Origin of the sequence: Arthrobacter sp. StoSoilA2, from assembly GCF_019977195.1 — a bacterium.
Lineage (GTDB): Bacteria > Actinomycetota > Actinomycetes > Actinomycetales > Micrococcaceae > Arthrobacter.
Genome location: NZ_AP024643.1, coordinates 775,282 through 791,355 on the forward strand (window position 1 = coordinate 775,282; position 16,074 = coordinate 791,355).

Genomic DNA, 16,074 nt, shown 5'->3' on the forward strand with positions numbered 1-16,074 from the left:
CTAGTGCATCCGAGTTGGGATTCATGACGAAAACGGGCAGGAGGTTCTCTTTAATAAACGTTCTGTACAAATTCGCGTCATGACTTGCAAGGGATGCCCACTCCGTCTATATGGGCACGATTTTTCATGTTGTGGGGGTGCCTTAAATGGCATCCGGGACAGGTACCGACAACGCTTCCAGCGCAGGAGTTGAGAGCGATGGTCATCTTATCGGGTTGGTGCGCGGCGGTGACATGTCCGCATTCGATGAACTGTATGAACGCCATGTGTCTGTCGCGTCCACAGTGGCCCGGCGAAACGTGGACAATCCAAGTGATGCCGAGGATGTTGTGGCCGAGGCTTTCCAAGCCGTATTGCAGAGCCTCGTTGCGGGACGGGGGCCGGACAACTTCTTCAGGGCCTATCTGCTGTCCACTGTCACCCGCCTGTCACATCATCGGAACCGGAAGGCCGGGCGGTCGCTGCCCAGTAGCGACGACGCCATTCTTGACCGTACGATGCCGGAACCCGATGCCGTAGTCAAAGCCTTCGAATCCCATACGGTTGCAAAGGCATTTCGCGCCCTTCCAGAGCGGTGGCAGGCGGTGCTTTGGTATCTGGACGTGGAAAGAATGAAGCCAGCGGCGGTGGCACCACTCCTGGGTCTGTCCGCGAATGCCGTGTCAGCACTGGCGCTCCGGGCACGGGAAGGCCTGAGGCGGCAATACCTGCAAGCCCACGTGGCGGAAGCACTCGACAGTGACTGCGCTGGATTCGCATCGAAACTCGGTACATTCATTCGAGGAGGACTGTCAAGGATTGCTGAACGCAAGATGCGTCAACACCTTAATGGTTGCTCGAAATGCACCCTTGCCCTCTCGGAACTAAAGGACGTTCAGGGAACCATGAGGGCTGTGCTTATCCCGCTCGTGACCGGCATACCTCTCGCCACCTTGGCAGCTAAGGGTGCCGGACTGGGTGTCTTGGGAGGGCTGGTCCCCATCAAGGCGGCGATAGTGGTGCCGGCTATTGGGCAACCAGCGGTAATGGCCATGGTTGCGGTGGCAGGATTGGGCCTCGCTCTAGGCGCGGTGGGAATCGTTGGTCGCTTGACGCCGGATGTCCCCATGGAGCAGTTGGCCGTTGAAACGAGTTCCTCCCGTCAGGAATCTTTCATCGGGACCCCGGCTCCGGTGCCCACGTCGAATCCAAGCCCGGCGTTGCCCGGTTCGCCAGTTGCGGGTGAGCCGTCACCGTCGAACGTCGCGTCTGAACCGTCCGCCGCCGCGCCCGAACCCTTGGTCGCTGCCCCGGCACCTTCTGGCGTGGAATCCCAGCCGTCGCCTCAACAGTTTGTTCCATCGCCCGTCCCCGCCTCACCAGCTGCAACAGCCCTGCCCGCGTCACTTGTGGCGGTGACAGCGTCGGTGCGGATACCCAAGGACCGTGGTTCCGGCATGACGGCCATGGAGGTGGATTTTGGGATCGGCGGCTCACAGTCCCTGGGGCCGGCCAAAGCCGTGTTCTCAGTAGAAATGGATGCACGGATCCAGGAGAGTTCGCTGCTTGCTCCGGAAGGGTGGTCCTGCTCCATGGAGGGGCGGACAGCCGTCACCTGCATCACAGCTTCGGCACGGCGGAGCGATCTCCATTTTCAGGTTTCCGCCGAATCCAAGCGTAAAAAGGGCGCCGGTGTCCTGACATATTCCTTGAGTGGGAGTGGCCTCGCAGCGGGCGAATTTGTGCACAAATACTGACAGCAAATCACTGCCGGATGCAGCGTCACGAACCTATTCCGCCGGCCACTAACTGAGAGGCAATGCCCCGAGAGGGCAGCCGCTCTTTTGTCTGTGCAATTTAGGGGAAATATGAAAGCAACGTTGTTGGCCGTTGCAGGCTTGCTGGGCACGTTGGCGGCGGTTTGGGCTTTGGCCCCGATCGGTCAAAACTGGTTCGTCCGCAGGTTCAGCTCGCCGCATGGCCTCCGATGGGCCATGGCAAGTTTGGGCGCCCTGTTGCTGCTGTCACTGGTGGGATGCGCAATGGAGCCGGCGCACCGCCCGTGGCTTGAGATCGTAGTCCTTCTCGCAGGAGCCGGGTTGATTGTGGGCTTTCTTGTCGCGCCCGCCTTCAGGATTCATCATGGTGTGGCCTCGCAGCCCCGAAGGGTGCTGGCCATAGGAGCCCACCCTGACGATCTGGAATTGGCTTGCGGTGCCACCCTCGCCAAATTGGCCGATGCCGGCCATGAAGTCCGAACCATGGTGATGAGCTCGGGGGGAAAGGGTGGAGACAGTGCCATCCGTTTGACCGAAGCCGCGTCAGGCTCGGATTTCATGGGCGCCTCCAAAGTCCATGTCCACGACTTTACGGACACCAGCCTCGCCGAACATGGGGATGAAATGGTCCAGGCGATTGAGGTCGTGATGGGCGATTTTCGCCCCGACGTTGTGATTACCCATTCCCGTAACGATTACCACCAGGACCATCAGGCCGTACACAGTGCGACTATGCGGGCGGCCCGCCAGCACTCCTCCATCCTGTGCTTCGAGAGTCCTTCATCCACACGTCAGTTCGATCCCAGCGTCTTCGTGGATATCGCGGGGTATGTGGACGTAAAGATTCACGCCGTTGCCATGCACCGGAACCAAAAGGGCAAGCCTTACATGAGTGCAGAAAGAGTACGGAGCCTCGCAGCGTTCAGGGGCTCGCAAGTAAAGACGACATACGCAGAGGGTTTCGAACCTGTTCGGCTGCTTGGCTCTGCCGTAGGGGAGTTCTGATGGTTCGGGTACTCGTAACAGGCGTCGGAGGACCAGCTGGCTCCTCCTTGGCGCGCCAGCTAAGAGAACTGGGACATTGGGTCCTGGGCGTTGATATGCAAGCAGTGAACGGTTCCGCGGCTCACATGGTCTCCTTGGTATCGGCCTCCAGCTCTCCCGACTATCTCTGGGAACTGCGGGGACTCGCGGGCGTCCATGCCATCGATCTTGTGGTGCCCACCGTCAGCGATGAACTCGTCCTGGTTTCCGAAGCCAGGCAAGGCTTCGCTCCTAATGTCGAGGTCCTTATTGCGGACCCCGCACCCGTTCGAACCGCGAATGACAAATTCCTCACCATGGGGTGCCTTGCAAATGCAGGCGTCGCTGTCCCGGATTTCGGGCTGCCCGGCGATTTCGCCTCTGTCAATCAGGCGATGGCGCGGCTAGGGGGATCCCTGGTGGTCAAGCCTCGGATTTCGCGCGGCGGACGCGGGGTGCAGGTACTGGAAAAGGCTGCCGACGGCGGCCGGAACGCCGCCCACGTCTGGTCCTCCTTGGACGATTCCTGGATTGTGCAACGATTCGCGCCTGGAACGGAGTACGCGCCCGTGGTCCTCCACCACAGGCCTGAGCCGGGTCAGGACGATCTTGTGGTGGTGCTGGAGAAGACAGAACTCAAAGAGGGACGCGTGGGCAACGCCGTGTCCGTCAGGAGGATCGAGGGAGCCGGGAGTGCCGACGTTGCTCAATTGGCTGATTCAGCCGTGACCGCGCTCGGGTTGACAGGGCCCATCGACGTGGACGTGCGCCGCCTGCAGGACGGAAGCCCGGTGGTACTGGAGATCAACGCGAGGTTCGGTGCAAACAGTGCGTTCGCCCCCGAACTCCTGGAGAACGTCCTGGGCCGATATGTTGCCGGTCGATTGACCGGAAGGCGTGCGTGACACCTCTTGATGCTGCCCTGGCGTTTGTCCAGGTTGGAGGCGTGCTGATTCTCAGTTTCGGTGTGGTCAAAATCGTCTACGTTCCATTGGCCTTGTATTTCAACCGGCTTTACCGTTCCAACTCCGCCAGGCATCGCTATTCCGTCATCACTGACCGGCCCTTGGTCTCTGTGATCGTGCCCGGCTATAACGAGGCCGTGGTGATCACCAGTTGCGTCGAGTCGATACTTGCCAGCCGCTATTTACGCCTGGAAGTGATTCTGGTGGACGACGGTTCCACTGATTCCACCGCCAGCATCATGGCAGGGCTTGCAGATCAATATGATCGGGTCCGGTTTCTCTCCCAAACGAACGCAGGGAAGGGGGCTGCGCTCAACTATGGCATCGCCAAGGCCAAGGGAGACATCCTGATGTTTGTCGACGCCGACGGGATTTTTGCCCCCGACACCCTGATGCGCATGCTCGAGGGTTTTGATCACACCAAGGTAGGAGCGGTATGCGGCGACGACCGGCCGGTTAACCTGAATCGCGTTCAAACGATGATGCTTGCCGTCCTAAGCCACGTCGGGACAGGCCTGGTCCGCAGGGCCTTGTCCTTGCTGCATTGCCTGCCGATCGTCTCCGGGAACATAGGTGCCTTCCGCCGTGACGTAGTCCAGCTGGTAGGCGGTTTTCACGAGGACACGCTCGGTGAGGATCTTGAGCTCACTTGGCGTGTCTACAAGGCCGGCTACCGGGTGAGGTTCCAGCCCTCAGCCCTGGTCTATGCCGAGTCGCCGTCAACGATGGGCGGATTGTGGCGGCAGCGCGTGCGGTGGTCGCGGGGCTTGCTTCAGACGCTCCGGATGCATATCGGTATGCTGGGCCGGCGGCGTTACGGGCTGTTTGGCATGTTTCTTTTGTTCAACGCCATCACCATGGTGGTGATCCCTGTGCTGCAACTTGCCATCTTGGCTGTGCTGCCGTTCCTGTACCTCGCTGGTTCTGGTCCGGTACCCGGTGAAGTCCTCGCCATTCTTGGCTGGTTGGGACTGTTTGTGTCCCTGGCGCTAATTGTCTTCTCCATTGGCCTCAACCGTTCATGGAAGGACCTTCGTTTTCTATGGACGCTGCCCCTGTGGCCCCTGTATTCGGTATTCGTTGGCCTGGCTTTAGCCAGCGCAATCATCAAGGAGATCCGCGGCAGCCCTGCCGTCTGGAACAAGTTGCAACGGACGGGCGTCATTTCCATAACTGCCACAGAATCCGGCCCCCGCTACGAGGCAGGGGTATGAAGGCTTTCGGATCCAGGATGCTGTTTGCCAGGCTAAGTGCTGCCCTGGTGGGCTCCGTTCTCCTTGGCGTTGCATTGACGGGTGTCGCCGCGTGTGGAGCAGAAACGGAGGTTCGTCCGATGGACCGCATGGTGAATCTTGGGTTTGAGGACGTCGTCAACGAGGACCGTTTACCCCTTGTGGACCTGGCGGAACGATTGGAAGCCGTGGACGCCACCGCCGTATCGATCTCCGTGGGACGCACAGATTGGACGGCCTTTCCCTGGTCCGGCCAAGCCGGCTCGGCCTCTTATGAGGTTTCCCGCACTGGACGGGACTTCGTGGGGGAGGCGATCTCAGCATTGGCGAAAAGTGGGAAGGAACGGGATGTGATCCTCACGATCGATGTCCTGTTGGACCGTGCGCTGAGTGAGGACCCCTCCCTGGCCGGTCGGAATATCGCTGGTGAGCCATCCAAAGCCTTCGCCAGTGTGTCGTCCCTGCGGCACGGCAAGGCCGGCGCCCGCTTGGCTTCCTTGTCTGCCGCCGTCGCGAAGAAGTACCGGCCCACAGCGGTGAATCTCACGGAATTGATGTTCGATGATTTCACCTTTGGCAGTGATGACTTCGATGACTTCAAAGCCACCACCGGAGAAGATGACTGGCCCAGAAACCATGAAGGCGGGATCGACCAGTCGGATGCCCGGATCAGCACTTGGCGGAGCGAAGCCATGGCTGACATCGTGCGCAGGGTGGCAGCCGCCGTCGAACCCTATGGCGTCCGGCTGGAGATGGACGTGCGCTCGCCGCGGGAATCACCGTCGGCGGACCGCTCCGACAGCGGCCACGATTACGACCTCTTGCTAAAGCAGCTCGACCGGCTCCACGTTTGGGAGTACGTAGGACTTAATGCCGAGCGCTCGCCGCGGACGAAGGACCTCGCAGAAGCCCTGACCCGCCGCGCGGGCTCCCGCATGTCATTGTCTATCGGGCTCTGGTCCGATGACGGCACGATCTCCCCGGAAAGGTTCGAAACGGCTTTGCGTGAGGCTTCCCGGGGCGGGGCCACCTCGGTGTCCGTGACACCCGTAAGCCTCATGACCGACGCGCATTGGGAGGTCTTGCGGAAGGCTTGGGTCCGGTAATTACGGGCTGTCCGGCGCTCATCCCGGGGCGTACCCTGAGCGCATGGGCATGGAATCCGTGATGACGGCAGTAGTAAGCCCTGCACTGATTGTCGGGTCGGTTTGGGCTGGCACACGGCTGGTGCAGAAGGGTGTTTCCGCGAAGGGGGCAACGGGCACACTCGGGAGTGTCCTATCCATGATCGAGCCGGCCACTGGTGCGCCGACCAAAATGGAGGCCGCGGCAGCCCGCGAGGAAATGCGGCAGCGAAGGCACGAGAAATTGGTAGCCGGTCCGGGCACCGCAGAGGTCGGGCTATTCGCCGGGAAGGTGGTCCTGCCGCCGTCGGCCGACATGATAGGCAGGCAGCAATCCGGTGAGGCCAAAATCTGAGACGTATTCCCGAGGTCGAGTCTGGTGCGGGTAAGATCCCGTAGGAAACATTAGTAACCCGGCTCACAGTATCCAGCGCAGTGTACGAGCCAAAACCAGCCGAAGGTAAGTATTTATGGTTCACACTGCCCATCAAGACACCGATCTCGCTGCAGAACTGCGGGCTGATGTACGCCGGGTTTCCACCCTGTTGGGTGAGTCCCTGGTGCGACAACACGGCCCGGAATTGCTGCAGCTCGTGGAGCAGGTCCGCTTGCTGACCAAGGAATCCAAAGAGGCCGCGCGGGGCGGGGCGGACGCGACCGGTCCATGGAGCGCGCACGACGTCGTAGCCCAGGTCCGCGAGTTGCTCGCGTCCTTGCCTCTGGACCAGGCGACGGATCTGGTTCGCGCCTTCGCGTTCTATTTCCACCTCAGCAATGCGGCAGAGCAGGTCCACCGCGTCCGCGGGCTAAGGACCCGACAGGAGAAGGACGGCTGGCTTGCGAAGGCCGTTACGGAAATTGCCGGCCAGGCTGGGCCTCAGGTCCTTCAGGACGTTGTTAATGAGCTTGACGTGCGGCCCATTTTCACGGCACACCCCACGGAGGCTTCGCGACGCTCAGTGCTGGACAAGGTCCGCAAACTCTCCGACGTCCTGGCCCAGCCCACGGAAGAGGGAACCACTGCCCGACGCCGCCAGGATCGCCAGCTCTCGGAAATCATCGACCAAATGTGGCAGACCGATGAGCTTCGCCAGGTCCGGCCAACGCCTGTGGATGAAGCCCGTAACGCGATCTACTACCTGAACAGCATCCTCACCGATGCCATGCCGGAGATGCTGACAGACCTTTCCGAACTCCTTGCCGAGCACGGGGTGGTCCTGCCCGCCGCAAGCGCGCCGCTGCGTTTCGGTTCATGGATCGGTGGCGACCGCGATGGAAACCCCAACGTTACCGCGGCTGTTACGCGCGAGATCCTGCAGTTGCAGAACCAGAATGCGGTCCGGATCAGTATTGCGCTGATCGACGAGCTGATCTCGGTGCTGTCCAACTCCACCGCCCTGTTCGGGGCCGACCAGGAGTTGCTGGATTCGATCGAGGTGGACCTCAAGAACCTCCCCGGTCTGGATAAGCGCATCCTGGAGCTCAATGCCCAGGAGCCTTATCGACTCAAGCTCACGTGTATCAAGGCCAAGCTCATCAATACGGGCCGCCGCGTTTCCGCCTCGACTTATCATGAGCCCGGCCGGGACTACGCCACTACGAGTGAGCTGTTGGCCGAGTTCGGCCTGCTTGAGGCGTCGCTCCGGAACCACGCTGCGGGCCTTGTTGCCGATGGCGCCTTGGCACGTGTTCGCCGTGCGATCGCAGCCTTCGGCCTTCACCTGGCAACCTTGGACATCCGCGAACATGCCGATTACCACCACGATGCAGTCGGACAGCTCGTGGACCGTCTTGGTACCGAGAAGCCGTACGCCTCTCTGACCCGCGAGGAACGTTTCGAATTCCTCGGTGCCGAGCTGGCCTCACGCCGTCCGCTCTCCGGCCACCCGATCAAACTCGAAGGCACTGCGGACGGCACCTACGACGTCTTCCGGAGCATCCGCCAGGCCCTGCACACGTACGGTCCGGACGTCGTGGAAACATACATTATTTCCATGACCCGGGGCGCCGATGACGTCCTGGCGGCAGCTGTGCTGGCACGCGAGGCTGGTTTGATTGACCTCTTCGGGGCAAAGCCGCACGCCAAGATCGGCTTTGCTCCGCTGCTGGAAACCGTCGAGGAGCTCCGCGCGTCCGCTGAGATTGTGGATCAGTTGCTCTCCGATCCGTCCTACCGTGAACTGGTCCGGCTCCGCGGCGACGTCCAGGAAATCATGCTCGGATACTCCGATTCCAACAAGGAATCCGGTGTCATGACCAGCCAGTGGGAGATCCACAAGACCCAGCGGAAGCTGCGCGATGTGGCTGCCAAGCACGGTGTGAGGGTCCGCTTGTTCCACGGCCGTGGTGGTTCCGTAGGCCGTGGTGGTGGTCCGACGTACGACGCCATCATGGCCCAGCCCAACGGTGTCCTCGAGGGCGAAATTAAGTTCACGGAGCAGGGCGAGGTCATCTCGGACAAGTACTCACTTCCCGAGCTTGCCCGCGAGAACCTTGAGCTATCCCTGGCAGCAGTCATGCAGGGTTCTGCCTTGCACCGGACTCCGCGTACCTCCGAAGACGAGCGCGTGCGCTACGCGAACGTCATGGAAACAATTTCCGATGCTGCCTTTGCACGCTACCGGGCATTGATCGACGACGCCGATCTTCCGGCCTATTTCCTGGCCTCCACACCTGTGGAGCAGTTGGGTTCCTTGAACATCGGATCACGCCCTTCCAAGCGGCCCGATTCCGGAGCAGGCCTGGGTGGCCTCCGTGCGATCCCGTGGGTGTTCGGTTGGACGCAGTCCCGTCAGATCGTTCCCGGCTGGTTTGGCGTGGGCTCCGGCCTGAAGGCGGCACGGGAAGCCGGTGACGCTGATCAGCTGATGGAAATGATGGACCGCTGGCACTTCTTCCGTTCGGTGATTTCCAACGTCGAAATGACCTTGGCCAAGACCGACATGGAAATCGCGGGACACTACGTTTCCTCGTTGGTCCCGGAGGAATTGCACCGCCTGTTCCACATGATCCGGGACGAGTACGAGCTCACCGTGGCCGAAATCGAACGCCTCACTGGAGAGATTGAACTTCTGGACGCCCAGCCCACGCTGAAGCGGTCCCTGGAAATCCGTGACCAGTATCTGGATCCCATCAGTTACCTCCAAGTGGAGCTGCTGCGACGCGTCCGCGAGGAATCGGTGTCCGGCGCGGAAATTGATGAACGTCTCCAGCGCGCCATGCTGATCACCGTCAACGGAGTGGCAGCCGGCCTGCGTAACACCGGCTAGACGTTCTCTCACATCCTGCCGGTTTTTCAGGATCGCTCTCTCACATCCTGCCGGTTTTTCCGGATCGCTCTCTCCCCCTTCGAAATGTCGATGGGGCGGGGGAGCGTTCCGGCTTAAAGCACCTGTGCCTGAGCGTTAGGGTTGTTGGATGCCGTCGTTCCAGACCAAGTTGAAGATCACTGGCCTTAAGCCTGGCAACCCTCCCGAATCAGTCATGGCAGCGGCCATCGAAGCTTTGGAAACCCGCCATCATGTCGAATCGAACCAGCTCGATATCGTGGGAGGAGTCCCGCAGCTCAGCCTCCGCTTCATGGTTGACGCCCGCGATTACACGGGTGAGAACGACGAAGCCCTAACCTCGGCTGCCATGATGCGCGACGCCGTCGAACGCGTGGCGCTGACCGGGAGCCTTTACGTGCTGCGTCGTAGCCGCGGACGCTGGGCGCCGATTTAGGCTGGGGTCACTCCGGCTGCGGCAGGTCGCCGTCGAAGGGTTCATCCACTGGGGAACGGTTCCCGCGCCGCCGTGTCACGATCAACCCGACCACCACACCGATGACCAAGCCGACGCCCACCCCAATCAGTGAGCTGGCCCAGAACGGCAGTTTGGTTGCAGAGCCTGTGAAGTAGCCCAGGCCCACCTGCCAGACCGCCCACAGCACTGCGCCCAACCCGGCGCAGAGGCTGAAGCCGCGGGCCGAGACGTTGGCGATTCCAGCTGCGGACGAGGTTGCGAGCCTGCCGCCAGGGACGAACCGGGCGCCGATAATGGCGCCGTAGGTGGAGGATCGGCCTGCCTTGGCGATAGCCTCGTGGATTCCACGGTGGACTTTCCGGCCCCATCCCCAGCGATCAAGTACATGGCTCACCCGCCGCTTGAACAGCACGTAGACTGCCATGTCTCCGAGCCAGGACGCGAAGGCTGCGAGTAGGAGGATGAGCCAGAAATTGGCGTGGCCGTCGGCCGCCAGCGCACCGCCGGTGATGACCACCATTTCGGACGGGATCGGTGGGAAGATGGCGTCGCCCAGCACGATGGGAACGATCCACAAGTAAATTGCGGATCCCCACGTCTCGGGGGCGATGAAGTCCATTGGCACAAGGTACCGCACTTGCCGCCATGGCCGCTCGGCGGGAGACTGGCGCAATGCAGATCGAAATCATGCACGGGGACATCACCACGCGCGATGTAGATGCGATCGTCAACGCCGCCAACTCTTCACTGCTCGGTGGAGGGGGAGTGGACGGTGCGATACATCGGGCCGCCGGGCCGGAACTGCTGGAGGCCTGCCGCGAGGTCCGTCGCACCAAAGTGCCGGACGGTCTGGCTGTTGGCGCCGCCGTCGTGACTCCCGGATTCAGGCTCCCGGCGCGCTGGGTGATTCATACCGTAGGTCCCAACCGGCGTGCCGGCCAAACCGATCCTGCTCTGCTCGCCTCTTGCTTCCGGGAAAGCCTGAATGCGGCCGTGGAGTTGGGTGCACGGTCTATCGCTTTTCCCGCGATCAGCGCTGGAATCTTTGGTTGGGATGCCCGGGAGGTCGCGGAAGTAGCGTTCGACGCCGTGAGTTCGTTTTCATCTGCGTCTGCAGTTGATGCCGGGACGGCCAGCGGCCTTGAGTTGGTGGAGTTCGTCCTGTTTTCGGAGGATACGACGGCGGTCTTCCGGTCCGTGTTCAGCTAGTTGGGCGCGCGTCGAGTAATCAGGTGGGCGCGCATGCGGTGCAGTTGGGGCATGAGGCCGTAGATGACGATCGGGACAGCGATGGTGGCCAGGATGAAGGTGCGCAACACAGGAGCCAGGGTCCCGAGCCATTCGCCGAGCACCACATTGATCGCTACGAGGGTCGGGAACACAGCGAGCCAGATCATTAGCGCAAGTTGGTGCTTGTTTGGCGGCGGGACCTTTACGGGTGTGGTGGGGGTGGTGGGCTTTGTCATTGGTGCTCCTTAATTCTGTTGAGGGGGTTTGCCGGGTCAAAGACCCAGGTTGAAGGTGCGGACGGCGTTCCGGATGTCCTCATCTACGAGGTCGGCGTTGATGGCTATGGCCGAGGCGGAGCCTTCACCGGCAGCGGTAATGACCTGGGCTCGGGGGTTTGCAACATTGCCGGCGACCCATACGCCGGGAATGGTTGTTTGTCCGTGAACGTCCGTGACAGGCCAGCCGTTCTCGTCGATTTCGCAGCCGAGGCGAACGGGAAGCTCGTTGTTTGGGGCAAAGCTGGGCGGCACGAACAGTGCCTTGCGGGGGACAACGCGGCCGTCATCCATTTGGATTCCGGAGAGCTGGCCGTTCTCGACCAAGACGCGCTCCACTTTGCCTTCGACGATGCCGATGGATCTGGCGACCAGTTGGGAGCGCTGATCGACCGACAGAGTGTCAGCGGGCGTGAACAGCACTACGTCTTCACTCCACTGGCGGATGATCTGTGCGTAGCGGACTGTGTCCGGAGAGCCACCCAGGACGCCCAACGGTTGGTCACGTACCTCGTAGCCGTGGCAGTACGGGCAGTGCAATACGTCGCGGGCCCATCGCTCCCGAAGTCCCGGTATGTCCGGCAGCTCATCAGTGAGGCCCGTTGCGATCAGCAGGCGTCGGGCGGTAACCCGTTGGCCGTGTGCCAGCAGAACCGAGAACGCGGACTCTCCGCATTGCACGATCTCGCTCACCATGGCGTTCAGGATCTCGCCCCCATATTCCTTGACCTCGTTCCGTCCTGCTGCCAGAAACTCTCCAGGGGGCATGCCGTCACGGGACAGGAACCCTTGCATGTGGGCAGCGGGAGCGTTGCGCGGCTCCCCGGAGTCCACCACGAGAACGTTCCGGCGTGCCCGTGACAACACCAGTGCCGCGGACAGGCCGGCAGATCCCCCGCCGATAATGATTACGTCATAGTCGCTCATGTCTTCAAGGCTCCTTGGACTTCCCTACTTCGACAACAAACGTTGCTGTTTTCGGGAATCTGGCGTTGGATGGGGCCATGGATGACACTGCAACAGTGATCGCATCGGCGCTTGATCAGGTCGGCCCCAGGCTCAAACGATTGCGTAACCAGCGCAATGTGACCCTGACCAGCCTCGCTGCTACGACCGGTATTTCGAAAAGCACATTGTCCCGGCTGGAGACGGGGCAGCGACGCCCCAGTTTGGAACTGCTCCTTCCGCTGGCGCACGCCTACCACGTGCCCCTGGATGATCTGGTGGGCGCTCCGGACGTTGGAGATCCCCGGATACGCCTCAAACCACGGCAGGCAAACGGGCGGACAGTAGTTCCGCTGACGAGGCACCCTGGGGGAGTCCAGGCCTGGAAGATCGTCATCCCCAACTCGAAGATCGAACCTGAACTCAAGACCCATGAGGGATATGAGTGGCTCTATGTTCTCTCCGGCCGTATGCGGCTCGTTCTGGGTGACCATGACTTAACTCTTGGGCCCGGTGAGGTGGCCGAGTTCGACACCCGAGTGCCGCACTGGTTCGGCAGTACGGGCGATCAGTCTGCGGAAGTGCTGAGCCTCTTCGGGCAGCAGGGGGAACGGATGCATGTCCGTGCCAAGTCCAGCCGGGAGCAAGGGCGCTAGCCCAGGCGCAGATCAGATTGGGATAGTGCCCAGAGGCGGGGGGACTCAGTCGAGTGCTTCGCTGAGCTTCAGCCGGCTACGGTATTCCACGGGCTTGTTGGTGATCGGATCCACGAAGGTGATGCCGCGGGCCAACAACTGAAGTGGCTTGCTGTAATCGTCCGGGGCTTTGTCCAGCAGGTCCGGGTAGAAGGCGTCGTTGACAATGCCGAGACCGAGCGAGGCCATATGCACGCGGAGCTGGTGCGTCTTACCGGTGTGCGGCTCCAGTCGGTACAGCGCGCGCTGGTGAGTACCGGCGTCGAACGTTCTTGTCTGTTCGATGCGCGTTTCCGCGTTCGGCAGGCCATCGATAACTTCGGCGAGCAGATAGCTGCGGGACTTGGTCATGCGGTTGCGGACCACTGTGGGGAACTCGACGGCGGGATAGCCTGCGGCGGGCGTCGCGGCGGACACGCACTCGTATTCCTTTTGGACTTGTCGCTTCTCGAAGAGGACTTGGTATTTTCCGCGCGTCTCCGGGTTGGTGGAGAGCAGCAGGATGCCGGCGGTCATCCGGTCGAGGCGGTGCATGGGGATGAGATCCGGGAGATTCAGGAGGTTCCGGAGCCGGACCAGCGCGGATTCCTGGATGTACGTCCCGCCTGGAGTGGTGGGGAGGAAGTGTGGCTTGTCCACCACGAGGATGTGCTCGTCCTGGTGGAGGATGTTGATTTCCACGGGCAGCCGCGTTTCGGGCGGGAGCGTGCGGTAGTACCAAATGAAGGTGTGGTCTTCGAGTTTTGTCCCGCGGTCCAGGGGTATGCCGCCCTCGCCCACGATTTCGCCGGCATCGAACCGGTCCTCGATGCCCTGCGGATCAATGTGTCCCCAGCGATGCATCATGTAGTCCATCGCGGTGTCCCACGGCCCGTCATCCGGGAGGCGCAGGCGGGTCGCGTTTACGCCGTCGCGCACGGGAAGGGGGGATTGCATCACCGGACAATTCTACTGTGGCCCGACAACGCAGTCGCAGACCGACGATAAAAAAGTTCTTGACAATAAAATTTGTCGGTAGGCATACTTGAAGCATGTTGGACATCGAAGTGATTGAGGACGCAGCCGCGGCAGAGGCCTCGCTGGATCCGATCCGCACGCGCATTTTGCAGGAGCTCGCCGAGCCTGGGTCGGCCACTCAACTGGCCGCCAAGGTAGGGCTACCCCGGCAAAAGGTCAACTATCACCTCAAAGCCCTGGAGCGGCATGGCTTGGTGGAGCTTGTGGAAGAGCGCCGGAAAGGCAACGTCACCGAGCGCGTCCTCCAGGCGACGGCGGCCTCGTACCTGATCTCGCCCGTCGCGTTGGCGTCGGTCGCCCCGGATCCGCAGCGTTTCGCCGACAGGTTCTCCGCCTTCTGGCTCCTGGCGCTCGCCTCCCGCACTGTTCAGGAAATGGGCAAACTTATTTCGGGTGCGGCCGCGGCCAAGAAGAAGCTCGCGAGCTTCGCGATCGACGGCGAAATTACTTTCCGATCAGCGGCGGACCGCGCCGCTTTCGCTGAGGAACTCGGCGTAGCCGTCACGCGCCTCGTGGATAAATATCACGACGGCGGTGCTACCGCAGTGGCGGGCGGCGCACGAAAGCACCGGCTCGTCGTCGTACTTCATCCCACACTCAAGACGCAGTCAACGGAAAAATCAGCAGAAAAGGAACAAGGCAATGACTGACAACCGGAAATTCGAGATCGTGGCGGACACCGAACTGCCGGGCACTCCTGAGCGGGTGTGGCAGGCGGTCACCAAGGACACGGCGGCCTGGATGTTTCCCACGGACCAGTGGCCCGACGTGAAGACTGTAGAGGAATATCCCAACCATCTTGTGTCGCGGATGGAAGGTCCCAACGGTTGGTTCAACCAATTGGAGCATGTCCTGGAGCCTGTGGAGGGTGGCCGGGCAAAGCTCCACTATGTCCACAGCGGCATCTTTGACGACAACTGGGACGAACAGTACGACGGCGCCAGCAAGCACACGGAGTTCTACCTCCACACCCTGGGCCAGTATCTGCAGTACTTCGATGGGCAGCCCGTGGTCTTCACGGATATCCAGGCGCCTGCTTCGTCGCAGACTCCCGACGGATTTGTGCAACTGAAAAAGGCCTTGGCCGTGGACGGCGTGGAAGCCGGTACGCCATTTGAGGTGGACGTCGACGGCGTAGGCCGGCTGAGTGGCGAGGTGGACTTCTCCAACGAGAACTTCCTGGGCTTGCGCACCGCAGATACGCTCTTCCGATTCTTCGGTAGGAACGCTTTTGGTGCACCGGTAGGAATGACCGTGCATGAATTCGGTGGCTCGGGAGACTCCGAGCTGACGGCGAAGGCGTGGGGTGCGTTTCTGGAGAAGGTTTACGCGTAGGGGTTTCCCGCCCAACTGACTGGCAGTAGTTGTTGTTCCCAGCGCTGGGAACAACAACTACTGCCAGTCACTTTGCGTTTACGGGGCCCACGCGCGGGCGACACCGTCCAATGCTGCCTCGTAGATTCCCGCCCAATCCGTGCCATGGTTGTCCACTTGCGCCAGCTCCAGGCTGACCAAGCCGTGAACTTGCCCCCAAATCGACATGGCCACGGTAGCGGGGTCGTCTTGTCGGAGCCCTCCCGCTTGCTGCGCCTTGGTGACCGCCTCCACCAGGGGAAGCATGGAGGCTGAGGCGACCTCCGGCGTCGGGCTGCAATCAACATAGGCCGCCAGTGCGCCGCCGAACATCAGCCGGTAAAGGGCTGGATGCTGCAAGGCCCACTCGCGGTATGCGCTGCCCAGGCCGCGGAGTCCGTCTTTTGCCGCAGCCTGCTGGGACTCCCCAAAGGAGCGAAAACCGTCGTCGACGGCGGCCGTCAGGAGTTGCGCTTTCCCACCGAAGAGCGAGTAGATCGCAGAGGTGGACGTGTCTGCGGCTGTGGCAACATCGCGGAGAGTGACACGCGCGGGGCCTTCACGGTCCACAAGTTCGGCGGTCACTACAAGGAGCCGTTGCTGGACGTGCTGATCGTGAACTATGGGTCTTGCCATACGTCCAAGTGTTTCATAACATTGTTTCATAACAACGTTATGAAACCGGGAATCCCGAATTCCCCACCAAAGGAGTGA

17 protein-coding genes are annotated in these 16,074 nt (G+C 61.4%); 12 read left to right on the forward strand and 5 right to left on the reverse strand.

All coding sequences use genetic code 11. The features are described 5' to 3' along the window. The first annotated feature begins 146 nt into the window (after positions 1-146). The 8 genes from LDN82_RS03715 (at position 147) to LDN82_RS03750 (ending at position 9,824) form a co-directional block, all read left to right on the forward strand. Entirely contained in the window at positions 147-1,736 is a 1,590-nt protein-coding gene (locus tag LDN82_RS03715) for a sigma-70 family RNA polymerase sigma factor (protein ID WP_224166423.1), read from the forward strand. A 111-nt stretch (positions 1,737-1,847) separates the two neighbouring features. Then, positions 1,848-2,762, forward strand: a complete 915-nt coding sequence (locus LDN82_RS03720; RefSeq protein ID WP_224166424.1) for a PIG-L deacetylase family protein — start codon at positions 1,848-1,850, stop codon at positions 2,760-2,762. Beyond that, on the forward strand, positions 2,762-3,685 hold the full coding sequence (locus LDN82_RS03725; protein ID WP_224166425.1) for an ATP-grasp domain-containing protein: 924 nt from the start codon (positions 2,762-2,764) through the stop codon (positions 3,683-3,685). The genes LDN82_RS03720 and LDN82_RS03725 overlap by 1 nt, the downstream gene beginning before the upstream one ends. Continuing rightward, positions 3,682-4,959, forward strand: coding sequence for a glycosyltransferase family 2 protein (locus tag LDN82_RS03730; RefSeq protein WP_224094308.1), 1,278 nt, complete (start codon positions 3,682-3,684; stop codon positions 4,957-4,959). The genes LDN82_RS03725 and LDN82_RS03730 overlap by 4 nt, the downstream gene beginning before the upstream one ends. After that, the gene (locus tag LDN82_RS03735; RefSeq protein ID WP_224094310.1) at positions 4,956-6,083 is read left to right on the forward strand and encodes a hypothetical protein; all 1,128 of its coding nucleotides are present in this window, start codon (positions 4,956-4,958) and stop codon (positions 6,081-6,083) included. Before LDN82_RS03730 ends, LDN82_RS03735 begins: the two co-directional genes overlap by 4 nt. 61 nt (positions 6,084-6,144) lie before the next feature. Further along, positions 6,145-6,456, forward strand: a complete 312-nt coding sequence (locus LDN82_RS03740) for a hypothetical protein (RefSeq protein ID WP_224166426.1) — start codon at positions 6,145-6,147, stop codon at positions 6,454-6,456. Between the two features lie 115 nt (positions 6,457-6,571). Continuing rightward, positions 6,572-9,370 carry a phosphoenolpyruvate carboxylase gene (ppc, locus tag LDN82_RS03745; protein ID WP_224166427.1) on the forward strand — a complete coding sequence of 933 codons (2,799 nt, stop codon included), beginning with the start codon at positions 6,572-6,574 and terminating at the stop codon, positions 9,368-9,370. Positions 9,371-9,518: 148 nt separating this feature from the next. Continuing rightward, positions 9,519-9,824: a hypothetical protein gene (locus LDN82_RS03750; protein ID WP_224094314.1), complete on the forward strand. Its 306-nt coding sequence runs from the start codon at positions 9,519-9,521 to the stop codon at positions 9,822-9,824. Between the two features lie 7 nt (positions 9,825-9,831). On the opposite strand, the gene LDN82_RS03755 is transcribed toward LDN82_RS03750, so the two are convergent. Beyond that, positions 9,832-10,464 (reverse strand): DedA family protein, encoded by a 633-nt coding sequence (locus LDN82_RS03755; RefSeq protein WP_224166428.1) that lies wholly within the window; start codon positions 10,462-10,464, stop codon positions 9,832-9,834. A 53-nt stretch (positions 10,465-10,517) separates the two neighbouring features. Here LDN82_RS03755 and LDN82_RS03760 point away from each other — a divergent pair, with 53 nt between their 5' ends. Continuing rightward, positions 10,518-11,054, forward strand: coding sequence for an O-acetyl-ADP-ribose deacetylase (locus LDN82_RS03760; protein WP_224094318.1), 537 nt, complete (start codon positions 10,518-10,520; stop codon positions 11,052-11,054). Here LDN82_RS03760 and LDN82_RS03765 read toward each other — a convergent pair. Both LDN82_RS03765 and LDN82_RS03770 read right to left on the reverse strand, forming a co-directional pair. Next, entirely contained in the window at positions 11,051-11,311 is a 261-nt protein-coding gene (locus LDN82_RS03765; RefSeq protein ID WP_224166429.1) for a hypothetical protein, read from the reverse strand. The two genes, LDN82_RS03760 and LDN82_RS03765, sit on opposite strands and share 4 nt — an antisense overlap. 36 nt (positions 11,312-11,347) lie before the next feature. Next, positions 11,348-12,277 carry an NAD(P)/FAD-dependent oxidoreductase gene (locus tag LDN82_RS03770; RefSeq protein WP_224166430.1) on the reverse strand — a complete coding sequence of 310 codons (930 nt, stop codon included), beginning with the start codon at positions 12,275-12,277 and terminating at the stop codon, positions 11,348-11,350. 77 nt (positions 12,278-12,354) lie between these two features. Here LDN82_RS03770 and LDN82_RS03775 point away from each other — a divergent pair, with 77 nt between their 5' ends. After that, a complete protein-coding gene (locus tag LDN82_RS03775; RefSeq protein ID WP_224166431.1) occupies positions 12,355-12,951 on the forward strand; it encodes an XRE family transcriptional regulator in 597 nt (198 codons plus the stop codon). A 45-nt stretch (positions 12,952-12,996) separates the two neighbouring features. Here LDN82_RS03775 and LDN82_RS03780 read toward each other — a convergent pair whose 3' ends face one another. Continuing rightward, positions 12,997-13,926 carry a pseudouridine synthase gene (locus LDN82_RS03780; RefSeq protein ID WP_224167454.1) on the reverse strand — a complete coding sequence of 310 codons (930 nt, stop codon included), beginning with the start codon at positions 13,924-13,926 and terminating at the stop codon, positions 12,997-12,999. A gap of 95 nt (positions 13,927-14,021) precedes the next feature. Here LDN82_RS03780 and LDN82_RS03785 point away from each other — a divergent pair, with 95 nt between their 5' ends. Then, positions 14,022-14,657: a helix-turn-helix domain-containing protein gene (locus LDN82_RS03785; RefSeq protein WP_224166432.1), complete on the forward strand. Its 636-nt coding sequence runs from the start codon at positions 14,022-14,024 to the stop codon at positions 14,655-14,657. Further along, positions 14,650-15,342 carry an SRPBCC domain-containing protein gene (locus LDN82_RS03790; RefSeq protein ID WP_224166433.1) on the forward strand — a complete coding sequence of 231 codons (693 nt, stop codon included), beginning with the start codon at positions 14,650-14,652 and terminating at the stop codon, positions 15,340-15,342. Before LDN82_RS03785 ends, LDN82_RS03790 begins: the two co-directional genes overlap by 8 nt. Before the next feature lie 78 nt (positions 15,343-15,420). Here the strand turns inward: LDN82_RS03790 and LDN82_RS03795 are convergent, their stop codons facing one another. Beyond that, the gene (locus LDN82_RS03795; protein ID WP_224166434.1) at positions 15,421-15,996 is read right to left on the reverse strand and encodes a TetR/AcrR family transcriptional regulator; all 576 of its coding nucleotides are present in this window, start codon (positions 15,994-15,996) and stop codon (positions 15,421-15,423) included. Positions 15,997-16,074: the final 78 nt, after the last annotated feature.